Annotated in this window: 12 protein-coding genes, 1 tRNA gene and 1 pseudogene; 5 read left to right on the top strand and 9 right to left on the bottom strand. The window is 64.8% G+C overall.

The features are described from left to right. Positions 1–15: 15 nt before the first annotated feature. From R1H25_RS02565 to R1H25_RS02540, 7 genes and pseudogenes are all read right to left on the bottom strand, one after another. Entirely contained in the window at positions 16–2,991 is a 2,976-nt protein-coding gene (locus tag R1H25_RS02565; protein WP_317222584.1) for an Ig-like domain-containing protein, read from the bottom strand. Between the two features lie 217 nt (positions 2,992–3,208). Beyond that, positions 3,209–3,430 (bottom strand): annotated as a pseudogene (locus R1H25_RS20345) (Arm DNA-binding domain-containing protein); the annotation flags it as partial. A 103-nt stretch (positions 3,431–3,533) separates the two neighbouring features. Beyond that, entirely contained in the window at positions 3,534–4,232 is a 699-nt protein-coding gene (locus tag R1H25_RS02560) for a hypothetical protein (protein ID WP_317222583.1), read from the bottom strand. 146 nt (positions 4,233–4,378) lie between these two features. After that, entirely contained in the window at positions 4,379–4,702 is a 324-nt protein-coding gene (locus tag R1H25_RS02555; protein ID WP_317222582.1) for a hypothetical protein, read from the bottom strand. Positions 4,703–4,953: 251 nt separating this feature from the next. Continuing rightward, positions 4,954–5,029, bottom strand: a tRNA-Thr gene (locus R1H25_RS02550). Between the two features lie 50 nt (positions 5,030–5,079). Continuing rightward, positions 5,080–6,084, bottom strand: coding sequence for a 2-hydroxyacid dehydrogenase (locus tag R1H25_RS02545; protein ID WP_049447021.1), 1,005 nt, complete (start codon positions 6,082–6,084; stop codon positions 5,080–5,082). 97 nt (positions 6,085–6,181) lie between these two features. Beyond that, positions 6,182–9,055, bottom strand: a complete 2,874-nt coding sequence (locus R1H25_RS02540) for an autotransporter outer membrane beta-barrel domain-containing protein (RefSeq protein ID WP_317222580.1) — start codon at positions 9,053–9,055, stop codon at positions 6,182–6,184. Between the two features lie 237 nt (positions 9,056–9,292). Here R1H25_RS02540 and R1H25_RS02535 point away from each other — a divergent pair, with 237 nt between their 5' ends. From R1H25_RS02535 to R1H25_RS02515, 5 genes are read left to right on the top strand one after another with little or no spacing between them, the layout of a single operon-like run. Then, positions 9,293–9,820: an RNA polymerase sigma factor gene (locus tag R1H25_RS02535; protein ID WP_080354881.1), complete on the top strand. Its 528-nt coding sequence runs from the start codon at positions 9,293–9,295 to the stop codon at positions 9,818–9,820. Beyond that, on the top strand, positions 9,817–10,785 hold the full coding sequence (locus R1H25_RS02530) for a FecR domain-containing protein (protein ID WP_317222577.1): 969 nt from the start codon (positions 9,817–9,819) through the stop codon (positions 10,783–10,785). Before R1H25_RS02535 ends, R1H25_RS02530 begins: the two co-directional genes overlap by 4 nt. A gap of 14 nt (positions 10,786–10,799) precedes the next feature. Continuing rightward, complete coding sequence (locus tag R1H25_RS02525) at positions 10,800–13,586, top strand: TonB-dependent receptor domain-containing protein (protein ID WP_317222576.1); 2,787 nt, start codon at positions 10,800–10,802, stop codon at positions 13,584–13,586. A gap of 46 nt (positions 13,587–13,632) precedes the next feature. Next, positions 13,633–14,589 (top strand): hypothetical protein, encoded by a 957-nt coding sequence (locus R1H25_RS02520; protein WP_317222575.1) that lies wholly within the window; start codon positions 13,633–13,635, stop codon positions 14,587–14,589. Next, complete coding sequence (locus R1H25_RS02515; RefSeq protein WP_317222574.1) at positions 14,586–15,305, top strand: hypothetical protein; 720 nt, start codon at positions 14,586–14,588, stop codon at positions 15,303–15,305. Before R1H25_RS02520 ends, R1H25_RS02515 begins: the two co-directional genes overlap by 4 nt. A gap of 83 nt (positions 15,306–15,388) precedes the next feature. Here the strand turns inward: R1H25_RS02515 and R1H25_RS02510 are convergent, their stop codons facing one another. Together R1H25_RS02510 and R1H25_RS02505 are read right to left on the bottom strand one after the other, a co-directional pair. Beyond that, complete coding sequence (locus R1H25_RS02510; protein ID WP_049447031.1) at positions 15,389–16,054, bottom strand: lysoplasmalogenase; 666 nt, start codon at positions 16,052–16,054, stop codon at positions 15,389–15,391. Continuing rightward, a complete protein-coding gene (locus tag R1H25_RS02505) occupies positions 16,051–17,934 on the bottom strand; it encodes a peptidase M61 (protein WP_317222573.1) in 1,884 nt (627 codons plus the stop codon). The genes R1H25_RS02510 and R1H25_RS02505 overlap by 4 nt, the downstream gene beginning before the upstream one ends. Positions 17,935–18,032 lie beyond the last annotated feature (98 nt).

Raw genomic sequence — 18,032 nt, 5'->3', positions numbered from 1 at the left:
ATCCTCACACCCATATCAGTATCCAGGCCCCGCAGAATACACCAAATCCGCCGGGCTCTTATATGCCCCCCACGGCAACTGAACCTCTCTTACAGGGACCTCAGACACTCCCGCTCGCGGCGCGGCCAATGCGCGATGGTGACCATCTAGAATGTAAAGCGCCCCTTCATGTCGCGTGACAACCAGAGACTCTCTCACAGCTCCATCGCTTCTTATACTTTTCACAAGGCGATCCAGGGCTTTATTGCTCATGGTCCTCCCGTGAGTCGCGATGAGGCTTCTCACCTCGGCAACAGCCGGCCTGATCTCCGGGCCAACCGGAGTTGCCATTGACGCAATGCTGATCACTGCCGCAATCGGAACCTCCCCGGACCCAGAATGGGCCGCCGAAGAAATTTCCTTAATATCGCCCCTAGCATCCTGAATCGTCGAAGCGACCATATCCACAAGGCGATCGACAGGCCTCTTGCTTTTCTCAAGGAGGAAAGATTGGTTTGCCGCCTCAATATCCTTACGACTCATCCGCCCATCGGGATCCGTGAACTTATACGGATTCCCGCTCGCATACCGATAGCGATTGAACTGCCCAACTGGCTGCTCATATGCCGTCACCGGATCCACCGACAGGAACACCCCCAACAGCGCATCCATGTACCGCTGCTGCATGTAGCTCAGCCCTGTGGCCGAATCGCTCACATGCCCGGTGTACCCCGGCCTGTCCTTGACCTGCCCGCCCAACTCGGCACCATACGGCTCAAACCGGCGTCGCTCGACAACACTTCCTGTGTTGTCCGTGACCGCAACCGGGCTGCCCAGTGCATCCACATGCGTCCAGGTAACACCCGTCGGGCTGCGGGTGGCCAGCAGTCGACCACCTACATGGATGTACTCCGAGGCGCCCTTGCCTCGTCGCTCCTCATGCACCAGCTGCCCGGCCAACGAATACATCGCGCGCAGGCGTTGCCCCTGGGCATCGTACGCCACGGCACGCCGCCCATAGGCATCGTAGGCATAGCGCTCGGCCTCCTTCACCTCGCGCAGCCTGTTGCCAAAGTCGAAGTCGTACTTGCGCCCGTTGCGCAGCGAGAGATTGCCTTGAACATCCCAGGCCAATCCGGTCACCGTCGCGCCAGCATCATCGCGGACATTGGTCAGCTGGTTGCGCGCGTCGTACCAGAATTGCTGGCTGCGCACGCCTGCCAGTTGCACGCTCAGTAGATTGTCCTGCACGTCATAGGTGTAGCGGAATGCGCCATCGCCCCCGAAGGAAGTCGACTGCGCAAGCGTCAGCCTGCCCTGGCCGTCGTAACCCATACGGATATCATGCGCAGTTCCCTGCTGCCGATCGATGATTGCCGAAGCATCACCATTGGCGCCGTACTGATACAGAAGCTCGCTGGCAGTGCCATCCTTTAATTGCGACGGAAGCATCCGCGCATTGAGCACGCCCTGATGCTCGATGCCATTGCCATAGCGCATGCCAGCGAGCGCGCCATTGGGATGCCAGGCGATGTTCTCGGCATAGAGCGCTCCAGCACTGTCAGAGATTCGTCTGGGCTGGCCGAGTGCGTCGGGCTCATAGCTCAGTGTCAGCCCTCCTGGTCGTGTCTCGCTGGACAGGTTCCCATTTCTATCGTGGCCATAGCCTATTGAAAGCGGGCTGCCCCCATCGAGGGTCGACTCTTCCCATATGAGCTGCCGGCTTGGTGAGTATCGATAGCTGTTGACGACCGCGGCGTTCGGCCCATCGTTGCTGGTGATCACCTTCGAGGGAAGCCCGTCAGGCGTGTACTCCCAGCGCTGATTGCCCCTGCCATCAGGAAAGCGCAGTTCCACAAGGCGGTTTCGCACGTCGTAGACGCGATCGACCCGACGTCCAGAAGACCAGGCCGATTCGCGATCACAGCGCCCGGCATCCGGCAGTGCCAGGCCCGCAGCAGACCAGGTCAGATTGCCAGCTCCGTCATACTCCATCACGGTCGCACCGGTTTCCGGCTCGATCACCTTGCATAGTCGCTGCTGGGCGTCATACACATATCGCCGGACCGCACTGGCGGGTGACTGCGGCGCGCTCACGCTGATCGTGATCTCGTCGCTGCCCGATGCTCCCCTGGAATCGCGGGCAACGGCGCGCAGCGTGTGCGGTCCTTCGCCCAGCCCCGTCAGCTGCACCTGATAGGGAGCCGAGGACAATTCCGCGACAAGCGCTCCGTCCCGGTAAAGCCTGACATCACTGACAACGCCGTCGGCGTCGCTCGCCGAGGCGCTGAAGAGCGTGGTCGCAGGGGAGGTCAGCGCAGTCGTCGCTTGTGGGGCGGTAATGCGGACGACTGGCGCCTGGTTCGCTGAAAGTGCGTGATGCCCCGAGCCTTCGAGCGCAACCGGCTGTGCGGTCAGCGCGGAAACACCATAGGCGTGAATGGTCTTTCCCAAGCCAGCCTGAAGCACCTCAGCCGAAGGAGTGATCAGGAAGTCATGCGCGCTCCCCGTTGCGCACTGGGCCGCCCTTTCAGTGGGACCTGCCCGGTCAGCCAGATACTCTCCAGCAGATAGTCCTGCGCCCTCAGGCCCTCCAATGAACACACGCACTTTGATCGGCCCAGGCACATGCGTCGAGCAGGCCCAGCCGACGATATTGCCGTCCCGCAGACCCGTGATCGCACCTGAGACCTTTGATGCGTGCACGGTCCTGGAGTCACTCAACGCCACCGCTCCACGCGTATCGCTTACAGATGCCTGTACCGTATGGCTGCCCGGTGATGCCACCCAGTCAACAAAGTGATTGGGCGGGGACGTCACGCCGATCGTGGCGCCGTCCACGACGAAGCTCACCGATGCAACGCCATCGTCCGCATCGCTGGCCGTTGCAGAGAGACGAATGAGCGTGCCTTCTGAGTACACGGCGCCATGCGCCGGAGATACCAGCGTTACGACAGGCTGCTGGTTGGCCGGCACCACGAACACGCCTGACGGCATCAGGACCAGTGACACGCCCGCGCCACCATCGCTCCATTGTGGGCACGTCAATCTCTATGATCTGACGGCGCAACAGCCACGGGAACACTGATCGGATGCGGTCCGAGTACTGACGACCACCCTTCAGCTCAGCAATCGCCCAAGGCTCGAAATGCTCGTTGAGTAGTGTTTCGAGCGTGCAGCTAGCGGGCTTGGACTTTGCGAGCACCGGCAATCCGGACTGAACGTACTCAGCGACCGCTTGCCGGGCTTGGTCGCGGGCCTGATCAAGTGTCAGATGCTCGACCGACCCCAAGGTACGACGCTTACCGTGCGCCCAGGTCACGATCCAAGCCTTGTGCCCTGATGGCTGCACACGCAGGATCAGGCCGCGAGCCTGAGCGTCCCTCAGCTCATAGGGGCGCTCTCGGGGCTCAGCTGTGAGAACGATGCGTTTGGTGATGGCGGATGACATTGCGCAGACTGTCCGTAAGTGGCGGTAGAGCCAACTTAGGACAGGATGCAAGGCGGTGTTTGGATGCGGATCTTCCGTTTTTTAACGTCGCAGCCCCAAGATCTCAGTCTTGACTTTTGCCCCCACCGAGGAGCAAAGAAAACGTCCTCATCGTGCTTGCCTGCTCCTTCAGAAGGGCCAGGTGTCCACGAAGATCCTTCGCAGGTACCCCATTACTGTCCCGCATAAAAAAATTCACCGATGCAGTTGCAACAGGACCCTTGTGATCTTTAGGCGTCATCTCCCGGAGGGCCTCAAGCATGACCGCAGCGCAAGCGTCGGCCATTTTGTGCGAAAGGCTACTTCTAAGCGGCGCAATCACTCGATGAATTTTTTCACCGAATAGGATCGCCTCTTCCTTGCTCGGAATAGCACCCTTGTGGACCACACGATTTCGGAACTTCGGCCAATCGCCCTGCTTGTCTTGATCCAAAATTCCCGGCTTCTCACCAAAACAAGCCGCCCATAGAAAAATGAAGGCACCGAGCTGTCGCTCTGATTGATTGGATACCTCCTTCCAGGACTTGCTGAAGACATCAGGCGAAGTATCCGCGTCCTTGAGCATCACTCGAATGGCGTATTCGTAGAATCGTTCCAAGCTAGCAGCGAACGACGACACCGCCTCCCGGTAGTAACCATCATTAATGGCGTTACAGGCGATTTCAAACAGCAGCTCGAATCTATTTTGCTGAAGCACAGTGACGCTCTGATGCCCCTGGTCACAAGCCAGGTGAAAGACGCCACTATCGTTGTACTCAGCCATGGATACGTTGGGAAAGCCCCGACCATTTTGGCACTCAAAACAGTTAAGCAACATTCTCACTACATCCCCCTTATTCGAGTTCGACACTTCCGTTGTAGGGCAGAGGCTCAGCTCCCCGTCTTCTTACAGCCTACTTGGATGGGGTTCTACCCCCATATCAAGGACGGCTCCAAACGAACTGCGAACTTCCGATCCTGCCCCCCCCCTTCACCCACCACAGCACAGTAAGGCTCGTAGTCGTAGCGTTTGATCACGTTGTCGTTGGCATCGTTCTCAGCAACAACCGAGCCAAGCGCGCCCGTGTGGATGTAGGTGACCGTCGTTTGTGCCACTGCGGCTGGTGACAGGCCAAGGCCAATCAGCAGCACGCAGCACAGCCAGGCACCCAAGGCCCCCAGCTTCCGAAATCGTTCTTCAAATCCCCTGAAGCGGGTCGGCACACCGCCTGCAGTTCCCCCGAACCTGCGCATCCTTCCAATCCCTGAAAGAGCCTTGAAGCAAGGCTGGGTATTCACAGCACAGGAATGGCCGGGTGCGGTTGCCAGATCAGGAACAGGGCGCGGCGCTAAGCGCCTGGGAAGCCGGGCTGGCCGCGAGATTCGGAAATTGGGGGCTGCCAGCCATGGGCTGGCACTACTGGGGCCGGCATTCCGCCGGGCATGGCCCCGCGCTACCAGAGCACAAAAAAAGCCCCGACCAAAGGCCGGGGCTTTTCTACAACTGGTGCCGGAAACAGGAGTCGAACCTGCGACCTACGCATTACGAATGCGCCGCTCTACCAACTGAGCTATTCCGGCGGAGCCCGCGATTTTACGGGCTGGGCGCCCCGGCGGTCAATCCATCCGGCTCAGCTCGCTTCTACCCGGTTGGCGCACACCCGCCCAGCCGCGAAATCCTGCAGGTTCCCCAGCGTGATCGCCGAGATCTCCTGCAGCGCCTCCACGGTGAAGAAGCCCTGGTGGCCGGTCACCAGCACGTTGGGGAAGGTCATCAGGCGCTGGAAGGCCTCGTCGTCGATGATCTCGCCGGACAGGTCCTGGAAGAACAGCGCGCTTTCCTGCTCGTACACGTCGATGGCCAGATGACCGAGCCGCCGCGACTTCAGCGCGCGGATCACCGCATGGGTATCGACCAGCCCGCCGCGCGAGGTGTTGACCAGCATCGCGCCCGGTTTCATCCGGGCCAGTGACGCATCATTGATCAAGTGGTGGGTCTCAGGCGTCAGCGGGCAATGCAGCGAGACGATGTCGGCGCGCGCCAGCAGTTCATCCAAGCCCACCCTCTCGCCCACACCTGCGAAGTCCGGTGACGGATACGGATCATGCCCCAGCACGATGCAGCCCATGCCCTTGAAGATGCGTGCGGTGGCCAGGCCGATCTTGCCGGTACCCACAATGCCGACCGTGCGGCCATGCAGGGTGCGCCCAAGCAGGCCATCAAGCATGAAGTTACCTTCGCGCACGCGGTTGTAGGCGCGATGGGTCTGGCGGTTGAGGGTCATCACCAGCGCCAGCGCATGCTCAGCCACCGCCTCCGGCGAATAGGCCGGTACGCGTGCGACGAACAAGCCCAGCGCTTTCGCAACCGCCAGATCCACGTTGTTGAAACCCGCGCAGCGCAGCAGCACGGCCCGCACGTCCATCGCATACAGGACGTGCAGCACCGGTGCATCCAGACGGTCGTTGACGAACACGCAGACCGCGGCGCAGTCCTGTGCCAGCGCAGCCGTGTGCACGTCCAGCGCCACATCGAAGTACACGAACGCAAAGCCGTCCCCAGCCGCATCGCGCTGGTTTGCCTCATCAAGGAAACGGCGGTCGTAGGGGCGGGCACTGAAGACGGCGATCTGCATGGTTGGGCCTGGGTGGAATGCCCTGCCGACCATACCGCAGCAGCGCCCGCGTTGGGATGGCACCGGCGATGCCGTCATCGCCGGTGCCGGGTGCCACTCAGAACCTGTAGCCCAGGCCGAGCATCACGCCGTTCTGGATCTGCCCATCGCGGCGCTCACCCACGTAGTCGGCCATGATCGACAGGCGCTCGCTGGCGCGACTGGTCACGCCCAGGTTCCAGGCCAGCACCTGCTCGCCCACGCGCTGGCTGCTGGCGCCGAACACCAGATCCGGTGCCGCGGCGAAGCCGGTGCTGTAGCGGGCCTGCGAATCGCCCAGTTCCTTCTGCCAGACCACCCGGGCGCGCGGGGTGATGCGCTCACCGTTGTTGCCTTCGAACGTCTTGAACAGCTGCAGGCCGGCACCTACGCGGATGCTCTCCAGGCTGCCACTGCGTCCCACCAGCGCGCCAGCGCCCTGCCCTTCGTTGAAGCGGGTGGCCGAGGTACGCGCGTAGTCCACCACCGGCAGCAACGGCTGGATCACCAGGCCCTTCCCGGTCGTGAAGGAGAACGCATGCTCCACTCGTGCGGAGATCGCATCGTTGCTGTACTTGGCGCGAAGCGGCTGCTGCAGGCCGTCGATGCCGCTGACACTGCGGCGGGTGTCATGCCGCAGGTCGGTGTAGCGCACGGCTGCCGACAGGTAGCCCCGCGAATAGGTCGCGTCCAGATAGCCACCCACGTCCAGCGCGCGCACGTCACCGCTGAAGTCGGAGCCGTCGCTGCCCTTGGTCGACATATCGGCCGCCGCCACGCTGACGCCCAGGGTGACGCGGTCATCGGCCACGCGGGTGTCTGCACCGATCACGATGCCACCGATGTTGTGGCTCAGGCCAGCGACGCCGCCATCGGCATCGATGCGGCCATGGCTGGCGAAACCGCGCGCCCAGATGCCGTGGCTGCGTCCCGCATCACCGCTGGCCGCAGCGCTGCCCGATGCCGGCTCGACCAGGTGCATCGCCAGCTGGTTGAACAGGCTGCCATGGCGCATGCCCGGCTGGGAGGAGACCGACTGCGCCACCTGCGAGGCCAGGCCGTCGGCATCACCGCCGCTGCGCATCGCCGTCTGGTGCTGCTGCACCACGTTGCCGATGCTGCCCACCAGCGCGTTGTCGGCCAGGCGCAGGCTCGCGTGCGCGTCACCGCGCAGGGTACCGGCCTGCTGCGCGATCACATCACGGTCGGCGAACTGCAGCGCGCCCAGCAGCGACTTCAGGCTGCTGTCCTGGCGGTCGGAAGCCGTGGCCAGCGCGCGGCCCAGGCCATCACCCGAGGTGCCGTTGGCGAACAGGCCCAGCTGATCGAAACCGGGGTTGGCGGTCAGCCACAGGCCATCGGCGGTCTGCTTCACGTTGAAGCTCAGCAGCGAGTTGTGGCGCGGCCGGAACACCTCACCGCCGGTGATGCTGGCGCGGTAGCCGGTATCGCCCAGGCGCACGGCCTCTTCGAACCCGCCCTGGTAGATCGGGCCCTGCACAAGATCGCGGCGGAAATCCTGGCCGTAGTAGCCCTGCGCCACGTTCAGTTCGAGGAAGGCGCCCTTGGAGATCACCAGCGCCCCATCGGTCTGCTTGCTGTCGAAGAAGCTGCCCACGCGGATGCGGCCACTACCGGTGCCACCGTTTTCGGTGACGTCGAACAACACCTTGCCGCCCGGCATGATGTTGACGTAGCCGTGGGTGACCAGATCGCCACCGCGCGGCATCAGCGTGCCGTAGACACGCAGGCGGTTGAAGCCATCCTCGCGCCAGGACGGTCGCGTGCCGCTGGCCAGTGCACTGAGATCCATCGCGGTCCCTGCCACGTCACCGTGGCCAACCAGCATGCCGGCGCTCATCACGCGCACTTCTGAAGCACGCAGGGCGCCGCCCTCCAGGGCGATGGTGCCGTTGTCGACCAGCATGAAGTCGGCACCGATGGTCGCGGAGGTCCGCCAGGTGGCGCCATTGGTCACGCGGATCACGCCCATGGCGTTGTCCAGCGTGGACACATCCAGGTCGCCCAGGCGCAGCTTGGACAGCAGCAGGGCCTTGTAGGTGGGATCGTTCTGGTAGTCCTGTACCGAGTTCGCGCCGATTCCCTGCGGACCATTGCTGGAGGCGTTGTAGATGCTCTGCGCCAGGTTGATGTAGCTGGACTGCCAATTGGTGTTCCAGCGCGCGAAATCATCGTCGACGAAGGTCTGCAGCTGGCGACCGGTGCGCAGATAGCCGGGATTGATGTCGCCGCTCACGTTCGCGCTCACATTCAACGTATCGCCCGGATCGCGGTACCCGCTCGCGGTGATGATCCTGTTGCTGTAGATGTCCTGGCCGGGGAACGACTCCAGCTTGCTGCCGCTGCCATCGGGATCGAAGGTGACCGAGGGGCCCGTGCCGCGAGCCGGATCGCGGAACACCAGCAGGCCGTTCGGCTGCACCACCTCGTACATGGCCTTGTGCAGCAGGCCGGCATCCATGCCACCACCATAGTTGCCGGTATAGATCTGGGTCATGCGCGGCGACGGCGTGTAGATCACCTTGCCGCCGTTGCTGGCCGCGTGTATCTGCACCGAGTCGATGATCGGCAGGTCGCCGGCCAGATAGCGCTCGACGCCACCAGACTGCATGATCGAGCAGGATGAAATGCAATTGCCGGACACGATGGTGTTCAGTCCGGAGGTACGGATGATGCCCTGCAGCCACTCGCCGGCGATCAACGCACCACCATTGGACGTGCGCAGCACCACCTCACGGATCGGCCGGCCCTCGGCCTGCGCCTTGGCCAGCAACGCCGGCAGCGACACAACGTCGGCATAGGTGACGCCGCCACTGAGGAAGATGCGGTCACCCTGCACGTGATAATTCATTGCCATGACGTCATCAACCGCCGCGATGGCACCAACGCCGATCAGCCCGGCCAGGGCCAGGCTCAACTTCGAATGCTTCATACGTTCTCTCTCCACCCGCAACACGCGGGTACAGAGTCAAACGTCGGAGTACAGCGAACTCCCCCAGCATGCCCCGTCGATGAACATGAACGCATTCACAATGTGGCGCACAGTACTACACACTCTTCCCCATCCGGTCATCGTCGCGTAAAACTCGATGACGCATCCGCCAAATGTCCGTCGAGGCCAGCCCTGTCCGCCCCGTCCCCCCTGATCCATCGCGCGCCAGAGCCGCCCGTGCCTGCGGACGCCTTCATCGCGTTCGTACGTGAAGAACGTGCGCCGTTGTGCGCGTTCCTGCGCACGCGGGGCGTCGGGCCGGAGGATGCAGAGGACATCGCGCAGGACTGCATGGAGCGGCTGATCCGCTATCGTGCGCATGCCCCCGACGAACTGCGCCTGCTGCTGTATCGTATCGCCCGCAACCGCCTGGCGGATCGCGGCCGCTCGCCGCAATCGCGACCGCACCTGTCACTGGCCGAGCACGATGGCAGCGACGAGCCCACCAGCTCGTCACCGGATCCATTGCGCCAGGCCGAGTCCGGGCAGATGCTCTCCCTGCTGCGGCAGGCCCTTTTCAAACTGCCCGAGCGCGCGCGCGAGGTGTACCTGCTCAACCGGATCACCGGCATGAGCTACACACAGATCGCGCGGCACTGTGGAATTACAGCCAAGACCGTGGAAAAACACATCGCCCGCGCCCTGCAGGGCCTGCGCCAGGAGTTGGGACCAGACCCACTGCACAACGACAGGGATGCGGAATGAACAGCCACCGGCACAGGGAAGACGCCTCGCTGTTCGAGCGTGCCAGCACCTGGGTGGCGCGGCTGGAAGCCCCGGACTGCACGCCGGCCGAGCGCGAGTCGTTCGAAGACTGGTTGGCTGAAGATCCTGCCCATGTCAAAGCCTGGGTGCGGGCCGAGAACCTGTTCCAGCAGGGCAAGGGCCTGGCCGCTGATCCCTGGTTGCGTACCGCGGCGGCACGCGCGGCGCGACCGCCCCGACGCCGCTGGCTGCCTGCGCTCGCCACCGCCGCCGGCGTCTGCCTCGCCATCGGCATGGGCTGGATGGTGGCCGTGGATGGCAATCCCCCACCCCGGCGCTATGCCAATGACGGCCATCTACCGCAACAGCTGACGCTGACCGATGGCAGCGTGGTCACGCTCGATGCCGGCACCGCGCTGCGTGCCCGCTTCGGCTGGCGCCATCGCGAGCTGGACCTCGAACGCGGCCGCCTGCAGCTGCAGGTCGCGCCGTCGCGCAAGGCGCTGCAGCTGCGTGCCGGCAGCAGCACGATCCGCGATATCGGCACAACCTTCCAGGTCGAGCGCCTGCAGGATGGTCTGGTCGAAGTCGCACTGCTGGAAGGTGCGGTGGAGGTCAGCAGCGGTGTGGCCCAGCACACGCTGGCACCCGGCCAGCAACTGCAGGTGCTGCCGTCCGGGCGCATCCAGCCCGGCCCAGCGCTGTCGTCCACGGCGGCGGCCGAGGGCTGGCTGCATGGGCAACTGGTATTCGATGCCACGCCGCTGTCGATCGTGGTCGAACGCATGAACCGCTATGGCCGTACACCGCTGGTGATCGCAGATCCGGAGATCACCGATCTGGCGGTCAGTGGCACGTTCCGCGCAGGCGATGCACAGGAGTTGCTGTCCGCGCTGGAACTGGGCTGGTCCGTCGCTGGCCAGACGCGCCCGGATGGCGCGCTGGAACTGCGCCGCACGTACTGAGGAGGTCTGTGGTGATGGCAGGACCGGGCGCGCTGCAGTGGAGGCTGCTCCGGCCACTGCTGTGCGTGGCGCTGTTGCTGGCGGCAGTGCCTGCGGCCATGGCCGGTGAACCCGCTGCCGCCCACGATTACCGTATCGGCGCCGGCCCCTTGCCATCGGCATTGCAGCAATGGGCACGGCAGAGCGGTATCGCCCTGATGTTTGATGGCCGTGAGCTGGCAGGACTTCACACCGACGGCGCGCATGGCCAGACCGATCCGGCCAGCGCCCTGAAACAGCTGGTTGCCGGCATGCCGGTGACCATCCTGCGCACGCCTTCCGGTGGTTTCGTGGTTCGCCGTGTCCGCACCGCGCCCATCGCTGCAGCACCCGCCCCTGTGGCGGCGCCGGCACCTCTGCACAGCCTCCCCGAATCGCCGCGCCAGGTGGAACTGGCACCGATCCACGTCACCGGCAGCCGCCTGCCACGCACCTCGGTACAGACCACGCTGCCGGTCACCACGATCGACCGCGCCGACATCCTGCGCAGTGGCTACGGCAGTCTGTTCGACCTGCTGCGGCACCTGCCCGGCATGAATGGCCTGCCCGCAATGAGCAGCGCACGCAGCGGTGATTCGCAGTACCTGCCGGTGGGTGCTGCGGCCACCACCAGCTTCGACGGCATGGGACCGCGTGCCACCCTGTTCCTGGTCAATGGCCGGCGCCTGCCACGCTATCCGATGGTGTCGCTGGAGCAAGGCGGGCTCACCGACCTCGGCGGCATTCCGCTGAGCTTCGTCGACCGCATCGAACTGGTACGCGGCGGCGCCTCGGCCATCTATGGGGCCGATGCCATGTCCGGCGTGGTCAACATCATCCTGCGCGACCAGGCCGATGGGCCCGAAGCCATGCTGCAGACCGGCCTGAGCAGCCGCGGTGATGCCGGCCAGTACCGCCTGCAGGCCGCCACCGGCGGCGCGCGCGGCAACGGGGACCGCTGGTTCGCCGGCCTCGATCTGCACCGTGTCGAGCACGTCGCCGGAGACCAGCGTGACTGGCATGCGGAAACCTCGCTGTATCCGATCGGCGCGATATTCGGCAACTGGTACGTGCCCGCCCGGCGCTGCGAGCCGCCCCTGAAGCGGCGCGAGGACGGCTGCTGGTTTGACAGCGCGCGGCCGCGTTCGCTGCAGCCCGCCTCGGATACTGCATCGGCCTACCTGCGCTACCGGCATGAACGTGGTGAGGGACGCTATGCCTATGTCGAGTCACGGGCCAGTCACAACCGCCAGCGCTTCGACCTGGGCCCGACAGCCGTTGCGGTGGTCTCGCGGGGAATCACCTTCAACACCGTGCTGCGCGAGGCTGGGAACGTGCGCCCCAGCGTCCGCGCCACCGATGCGGACGTCACCTTCGGCATCGGCCGTGACCAGGGCCGGCGCAGCTGGGAGGCGGGCATCAGCGCGCAGCGCAGCGAAGTCACCTTGTCCACTGCGGGTACCGTGCGCACGACGCGCCTGCTTGAAGCAACACAGGCACGCAGGTTCACTCCGGGTTTCGACGCGCCGCCGGCAGCAGATGTGGACGCGCTGTTTCCATCCATCCGCAACCGCGGCAGCACCGCACAATGGCAGGGCTGGTGGGGCCTGCAGCGTGAGCTGATGGCAATGCCCGGGGGCAATGCGCAGCTGGCCACCGGCATCGACCTGCGCCATGAACGCTGGGTCTCGCGTCCGGACGCGCTGCTGAGCCAGGGCGACCTTGCGCTGGGCCTGCCACAGCAGCAACGCAGCCTGTCGCGACAAAGCAGTGGCGTCTACACCGAGCTGGGCCTGCCGCTGGCACCCACGCTGCGCGCGGACCTGGCTGCACGCTGGGACCGCGACGGCGGCTTCATGGCGTTTTCGCCGCGTGCCGGGCTGCGCTGGAGCCCGACACCCCACTGGTCGTTCCTGCTGGCCAGCGGGCGCGGCTACCGTGCACCGAGCCTGTTCGAGCAACGGCGGCCCCCCGGCTACTTCGGCTCGATCACGCTTCCGGTTTCCAGTGCGCTTCCGGAATGTGCAATCGCCACACGCGGTGGCGGCTGCAGCGTCACGGCCAACGTGGTTGAGAACGATGCACTCAAGGCCGAGCGATCGCGCAGCCATTCACTGGCAGCCACGTGGACGCCCAGCGACACGTTCTCGCTGTCGCTGACCCACAACATCGTGGAACTGCGCAACGAGATCCTCGCCCTGCAGCCGAGCGATGCAGTGTGGAACCGCAGCACCTGGGAACTGGATGAAGACGGCCACCTGAGCAGTCTGCGACTGTCGTTTGACAACATCGGCCGCACCACGTCCCGCAACTGGGTGCTGCGTGGCGAGTACCGCATCGACAGCGGCAGCGACGGCCAATGGTTGTTTTCGCTCGATGCGCTGAAACAGCAGGAACTGCGTCGCCGCCGTGACCACGAGGCCGCCGTGGACCTGCGCGGCCATGTGACACCCGAGCTGGCGGCGGTGTTGAACGTGCAATGGCAGAACAGCAACTGGGACATCGCCCTGCGCGGCAACCAGGTCGGTCGCACCCGTGCCTGGCTGCCGGGGGCGGAGTGCCCGCAGGATCAGGTCGAACAGAATCACTGCATGAACCCACGCCAGCTGCGCTGGAACCTGCACCTGGCCCGCCGCCTCGGCCCACGTGTCGTCGCGGCACTGGACGTGCACAATGTGCTCGATGCACAACCGATGAACTATCTGGTCGGCAACGGCGGGCAGATGCCCGGGCTGGACGATCCGCTCGGTCGCTATTACCTGCTTACCCTGCAGTTCCGCTGAAGCGTAGTAATCTACGCGCCCTGTTCCACCGCGGTCCCCTTCCCCCATGAAAGCCTATCTCTGGTTCTGGGGCGCGTTCCTGCTTTTCTTCGCGTTGCCCTTCCCCTGCATCCTCTATCTCGGCACCTCGTGGCCGGTGGCGCTGGCCGATCGCAGCACGCCGTGGCTGGCACTGCTGCTGCTCGCGTTGTCGCTGGCGCTGTGGCTGACCCTGCTGTTCGCTTTCCTGCACTACCTGTTGCTTGGGCCACCGCGCGCACTGCACCGGGTGCAGTCGATCCTGGCCGACGGTGAATCGCGAAGTGCGCTGATCGAGCAGGCCGAACAGACCGGTGTGCAGGTACGCGGCTTCGCGCAATGGAAACTGCAGGTGTCCTTCAAGAACCTGTCCGGTACGCCGATCCACGAACAGATGCTGGTGGTCGACAGCAAACCCCAGCTGCATCGCTTCGAGGTGGGCAGGCACATCGATGCGCGCCTGGGCCGGACGCCCGGGGCATTTCCCAACATCGTGCTGGACGGTGCCCAGCCCGAACTGAATGTTGCCAGCCTGTGGCGGCGGGGCATCGGTGCGGCACTCGGCATCGCCACCGTTGCCGCTGCCTATGTGGGGGCCTACCAGCTGCAGAGCGAGGGGCTGGGCTGGACCTTCCTGTCGTTCGGTCACCCGCTGCTGGTGTGCCCGCTGGTGCTGTGTGGCTATGCGCTGGGCCTGCGCCTGCTCGGCCGCCTGCTGCACGCCGATGCCCGCGGCGATGCGCTGAAGTATCGCGGCATCGGCGTGGAGGCCAAAGTGCTGAAGGTGCGCCAGACCGGCACCTACCTCAACGAACAGCCGCAGGTGGAGTTCCAGCTGGAATACACCGACCGCGAAGGCAACGTGCAGCAGGCCCGCGTGCGCCGCTTCGTCCCGATGATTGAACTGGCCAACATCCCGCGCGAGCACGTGACGCTGCTGTACGACCCGGATGACCGCAGCAACGTGCGTCTGGAGGGAGTATGAAACAGCCGCCCTCAACCCGCACCGTGTTCCTGGTACTGCTGCTGGTTCTGGCGGGCGTGGCCGCTGCCGGCGGTGCAGTGCAGACCATCAGCGAAACGCTGGGGTATTCGGTACAGCCGGACCGGTTGCCACCCTCCGTCTGGTCTCAGCCGCCGCGCGAGCAACCCGCATCGCTTGTGCCGTCCCCGGCCCCCTTCCCCGCGGCGAGTACCGCTGCGGCGCCCGAGCGCAACAATCGCCTGTTCGATGCGGACTACCTGCAGGCTGCGCGCCAGGCACTGGAGCAGCTGCCGGCACTGGCCGGCCAGAGGCTGACGGTCTTCCACAGCATCCACTTCTACGACGATGGCCGCATCAACCTGGATCTGGTCGATCCGCAGCAGCCGACCCACGTCGACAGCTACCACTTCGAGCGTGGCCAATGGCGCAAGGGCAATCCAGTGAACCCACAACAGTTCGCCCCCACCATCAGCCTGCAGCGCAGCAGCACGCCTCTGGCCAACGTTGATTTCGATGCCGTGCCACGCGTGGCCAAAGCGCTGCAGGGACAGCGCAATGCGCTGCAGAACCCCGCATCCGAAGTCGGCCATGTCTACGTGATCGTGCGCAAAGCCGGAAGACTGGTATGGCTGCCGGACGAAGTGGCCGGTGATCGCGAATCGGTGCGCCTGCAGTTCGACGCACAGGGCAACGCCCGCGGCGTAAGCCGTCAGTAGGCCTCAAAAAGGGGACGGAGGGAATTAAGTCGTATGCAGCATCAAGGCGTATACGACTTAATTCCCTCCGTCCCCTTTTTTTGCTATTTCACCGAGCGAGCGATGGCGTACTGCGCGCCGTAGTAGGTGGACAACACCAGCAGGCTGGCCAACGGCAGGCCACCGGCGAAGCGGTCCCAGGCCAGCAGGGAATCGCTGGCGACGAACAGCAATGCGCCTGCCGCGGCCCAGCGGGCGCTTCGGGCTTCCACGGCATCGGGCTGCGGGCTGCGCCACTGCCGTGCCAGGGCCAGCACTGCCATCGATGCCAGCACCACCACGTATGCCAGCACCGGCACACGCATCGGCACCGGCAGGTGCGGCCACAGGCCAAGCACATTGAGTACGGCAAAGGCCGCCAGCAGGACGCTGGCGGCCAACAGCCCACGCCCGGCACGCAGGCCATCGCGGAAGGCGACGATGTAGCAGACGTGCGCCAACAGGAATGCGACCAGCCCTGGCACGAACGCATCCATCGGCAGCATCAAAGCAATGTCACCCACGCACGACAGCAGCATGCCGGCCAGCACTGCGCGGCGGTAGAACGGCGGCGCCGGATCATGCACGCGCCAGACGATGGCGGCGATCAGCAGCGTGGTGGCCGGCTTGGCCAGCCAGTGCAGCCAACGCCCATCGCCGTGCAGGAATGCGCCCACGATGGCGAGGATCGCCATCAACAGGATCACGCCATCGCGGGCGCGCGGCTTCATCGTGCCTTCCACAGATCCGCAAGACGGTCAGGCTTGCCGGCGATGCGCTCCAGCACCGGATACTGCAGGCCGCCGTGGTAGGCGATGCTCATCGTTTCGATGCGATCGAACTGCTTCACCAGCAGCACGATCGGCGCCTTGTCCTTCGCTGCCGCAGCCACCGCGTCCTTCAGGCGCTGGCTGCTGTACTCGCGCCCACCAACCGCGATCACCTTCATGCCGGGTGCAAGACCGGCGTTGAAGGCCGGGCTGTCCCAGATCACGTCACCGACCGTGCCGTTGCCGAGCACGGTCGCACCCAGCGAATAGGCCAGCAACGCCGCTTTGGCGCGCTTTTCCTGTGCCTTGTAGGCGTCGTTCGGCGTATCGCGGTAGACCAGCTTCCAGCCCGCCAGTTCCAGGCCACCGGTCAACGAACCATGGCCGTCCAGGCGCCCGCGCAGGAACGTCGCCCAGTCGTACGGCGCGATGCCGTTCAAGGTCGCAACCACGTCGTCGAAGGTATAGGGGTTGACGTCCCAGTCGCCATTGCCGACGCCAAAGAATGCACGTGCGAAATCGTCCAGGCTGCGACGGTTGCCACTCAGTTCGCGCAGCTTGCCCTCCACTTCCAGCCACAGCATCTGGCCGCCGGAGTAGTAGTCCTCGCTCATCTGGTAGTTGCGGTAGGGCAGCGTGCGGCGCTGGGCGATGGTCGGGTCGTTGGTGGTGTCCTGCAGCGGGCGCCAGGCCAACCCCGGGCGGCCACGGTCATAGGTCGCGGCCACATTGGCCAGCATGTCGCGCGCCTGCGCCGTCGACCACAGCCCCGAGCGCGCGGCCAGCACCTGGCCCCAGAACTGGGTCTGGCCCTCGTACACCCACAGCAGGCTGTCGCCCATCGGCACGTTGAAGTTGGCGGTGGCCAGGTCGGCGCCACGACGGTACTTGCCGTTCCAGGAATGGGTGTACTCGTGCGGCAGCAGATCACGCATCCACGCGTTGCTGTCCCACTCTGTGAAGTAGCCTGGATCGGCACTGTTCTCGCTGGAGCGGTGATGCTCCAGGCCGATGCCCCCCAGCCGGTCGGTCAATGCCAGCAGGAATTCATAGTGGTTGTAGTGGCGTGCGCCATAGAGCTTGTCGGCCTGCTGCACCAATGCGCGGTGCATCGTGATCTGCGCGTCGGTCGGCTTCAGCGACTTGGCTTCGTCGGCAAACACGTTGAGATGCACCGGCACCTTCGCGCCCGGGTCGAGATCGATACGCTGGTAGTGCTCACCGGCGAACAACGGCGAATCGACCAGATGGTCATACGAGATCGGCTTGAACACCACGGTATCGCCGTCGCGGCGCGCGGTCTCCAGCGCAGTGGCGAACGACCAGCCCTTGGGCAGGGTCACGCTGGCCTGCGCCTGCAGGCTGCGCGCATCGACGCCGGCCGGATACAGCGAGTTGGCGTTCCACTGCAGGTTGAGCATTTCCGGGGTCATCACCACCCGCCCCTGACTGCCGCCCTGCGAGGACAGGAAATCAAAGTGGGCGACGATCTCGCTCACGCCCTCGGGCACGTTCACCTTGAACGCATAGACGTTGAACTGGTCACGCTGCCAGGCCAGCGGCTTGCCGTTGGCCGTCACGCGCAGGCCGGCCAGCTTGTCGATCGGGCCGGTGGGCGAATGGTTGCCGGGAATCCACTGCGGGTACAGCAGGGTCATCGGGCCGGGCTTGGCCGGCACCGTGGCGGTCACCTTGAAGATGCGACGGGCCAGGTCGCGCGCGTCGACATCGATGCGCAGCAGGCCGGGAGCGGCGGCGCTGGCCGGCGACGAGGTCTGCGCCAGCGCAGGCGTGGCCGCCAGCGCGAACAGCAGGGACATCACCAGAGCACGGGTCTTCATCGGGCAGATTCCAACAACGGAGAATCTTCCGATGCTAGGCCTGTAAAGCGCCCTGCCCCATGGCCAAAGGTCATGGGCGGTGCGCCCATCGGTGCATG

Source organism: Stenotrophomonas veracruzanensis, from assembly GCF_032911525.1.
In the GTDB taxonomy this organism is placed as follows: Bacteria; Pseudomonadota; Gammaproteobacteria; order Xanthomonadales; family Xanthomonadaceae; genus Stenotrophomonas; species Stenotrophomonas africana.
This window is presented reverse-complemented; position numbering and strand designations above follow the sequence as displayed.

Bases quoted from the DNA above. Each gene is read 5' to 3' on its own strand.
- R1H25_RS02555 (WP_317222582.1), bottom strand. From the start codon at position 4,702: ATGCGCAGGTTCGGGGGAACTGCAGGCGGTGTGCCGACCCGCTTCAGG.
- R1H25_RS02520 (WP_317222575.1), top strand. From the start codon at position 13,633: ATGAAAGCCTATCTCTGGTTCTGGGGCGCGTTCCTGCTTTTCTTCGCG.
- R1H25_RS02515 (WP_317222574.1), top strand. From the start codon at position 14,586: ATGAAACAGCCGCCCTCAACCCGCACCGTGTTCCTGGTACTGCTGCTG.
- R1H25_RS02545 (WP_049447021.1), bottom strand. From the start codon at position 6,084: ATGCAGATCGCCGTCTTCAGTGCCCGCCCCTACGACCGCCGTTTCCTT.
- R1H25_RS02525 (WP_317222576.1), top strand. From the start codon at position 10,800: ATGGCAGGACCGGGCGCGCTGCAGTGGAGGCTGCTCCGGCCACTGCTG.
- R1H25_RS02530 (WP_317222577.1), top strand. From the start codon at position 9,817: ATGAACAGCCACCGGCACAGGGAAGACGCCTCGCTGTTCGAGCGTGCC.
- R1H25_RS02540 (WP_317222580.1), bottom strand. From the start codon at position 9,055: ATGAAGCATTCGAAGTTGAGCCTGGCCCTGGCCGGGCTGATCGGCGTT.
- R1H25_RS02505 (WP_317222573.1), bottom strand. From the start codon at position 17,934: ATGAAGACCCGTGCTCTGGTGATGTCCCTGCTGTTCGCGCTGGCGGCC.
- R1H25_RS02510 (WP_049447031.1), bottom strand. From the start codon at position 16,054: ATGAAGCCGCGCGCCCGCGATGGCGTGATCCTGTTGATGGCGATCCTC.
- R1H25_RS02560 (WP_317222583.1), bottom strand. From the start codon at position 4,232: ATGGCTGAGTACAACGATAGTGGCGTCTTTCACCTGGCTTGTGACCAG.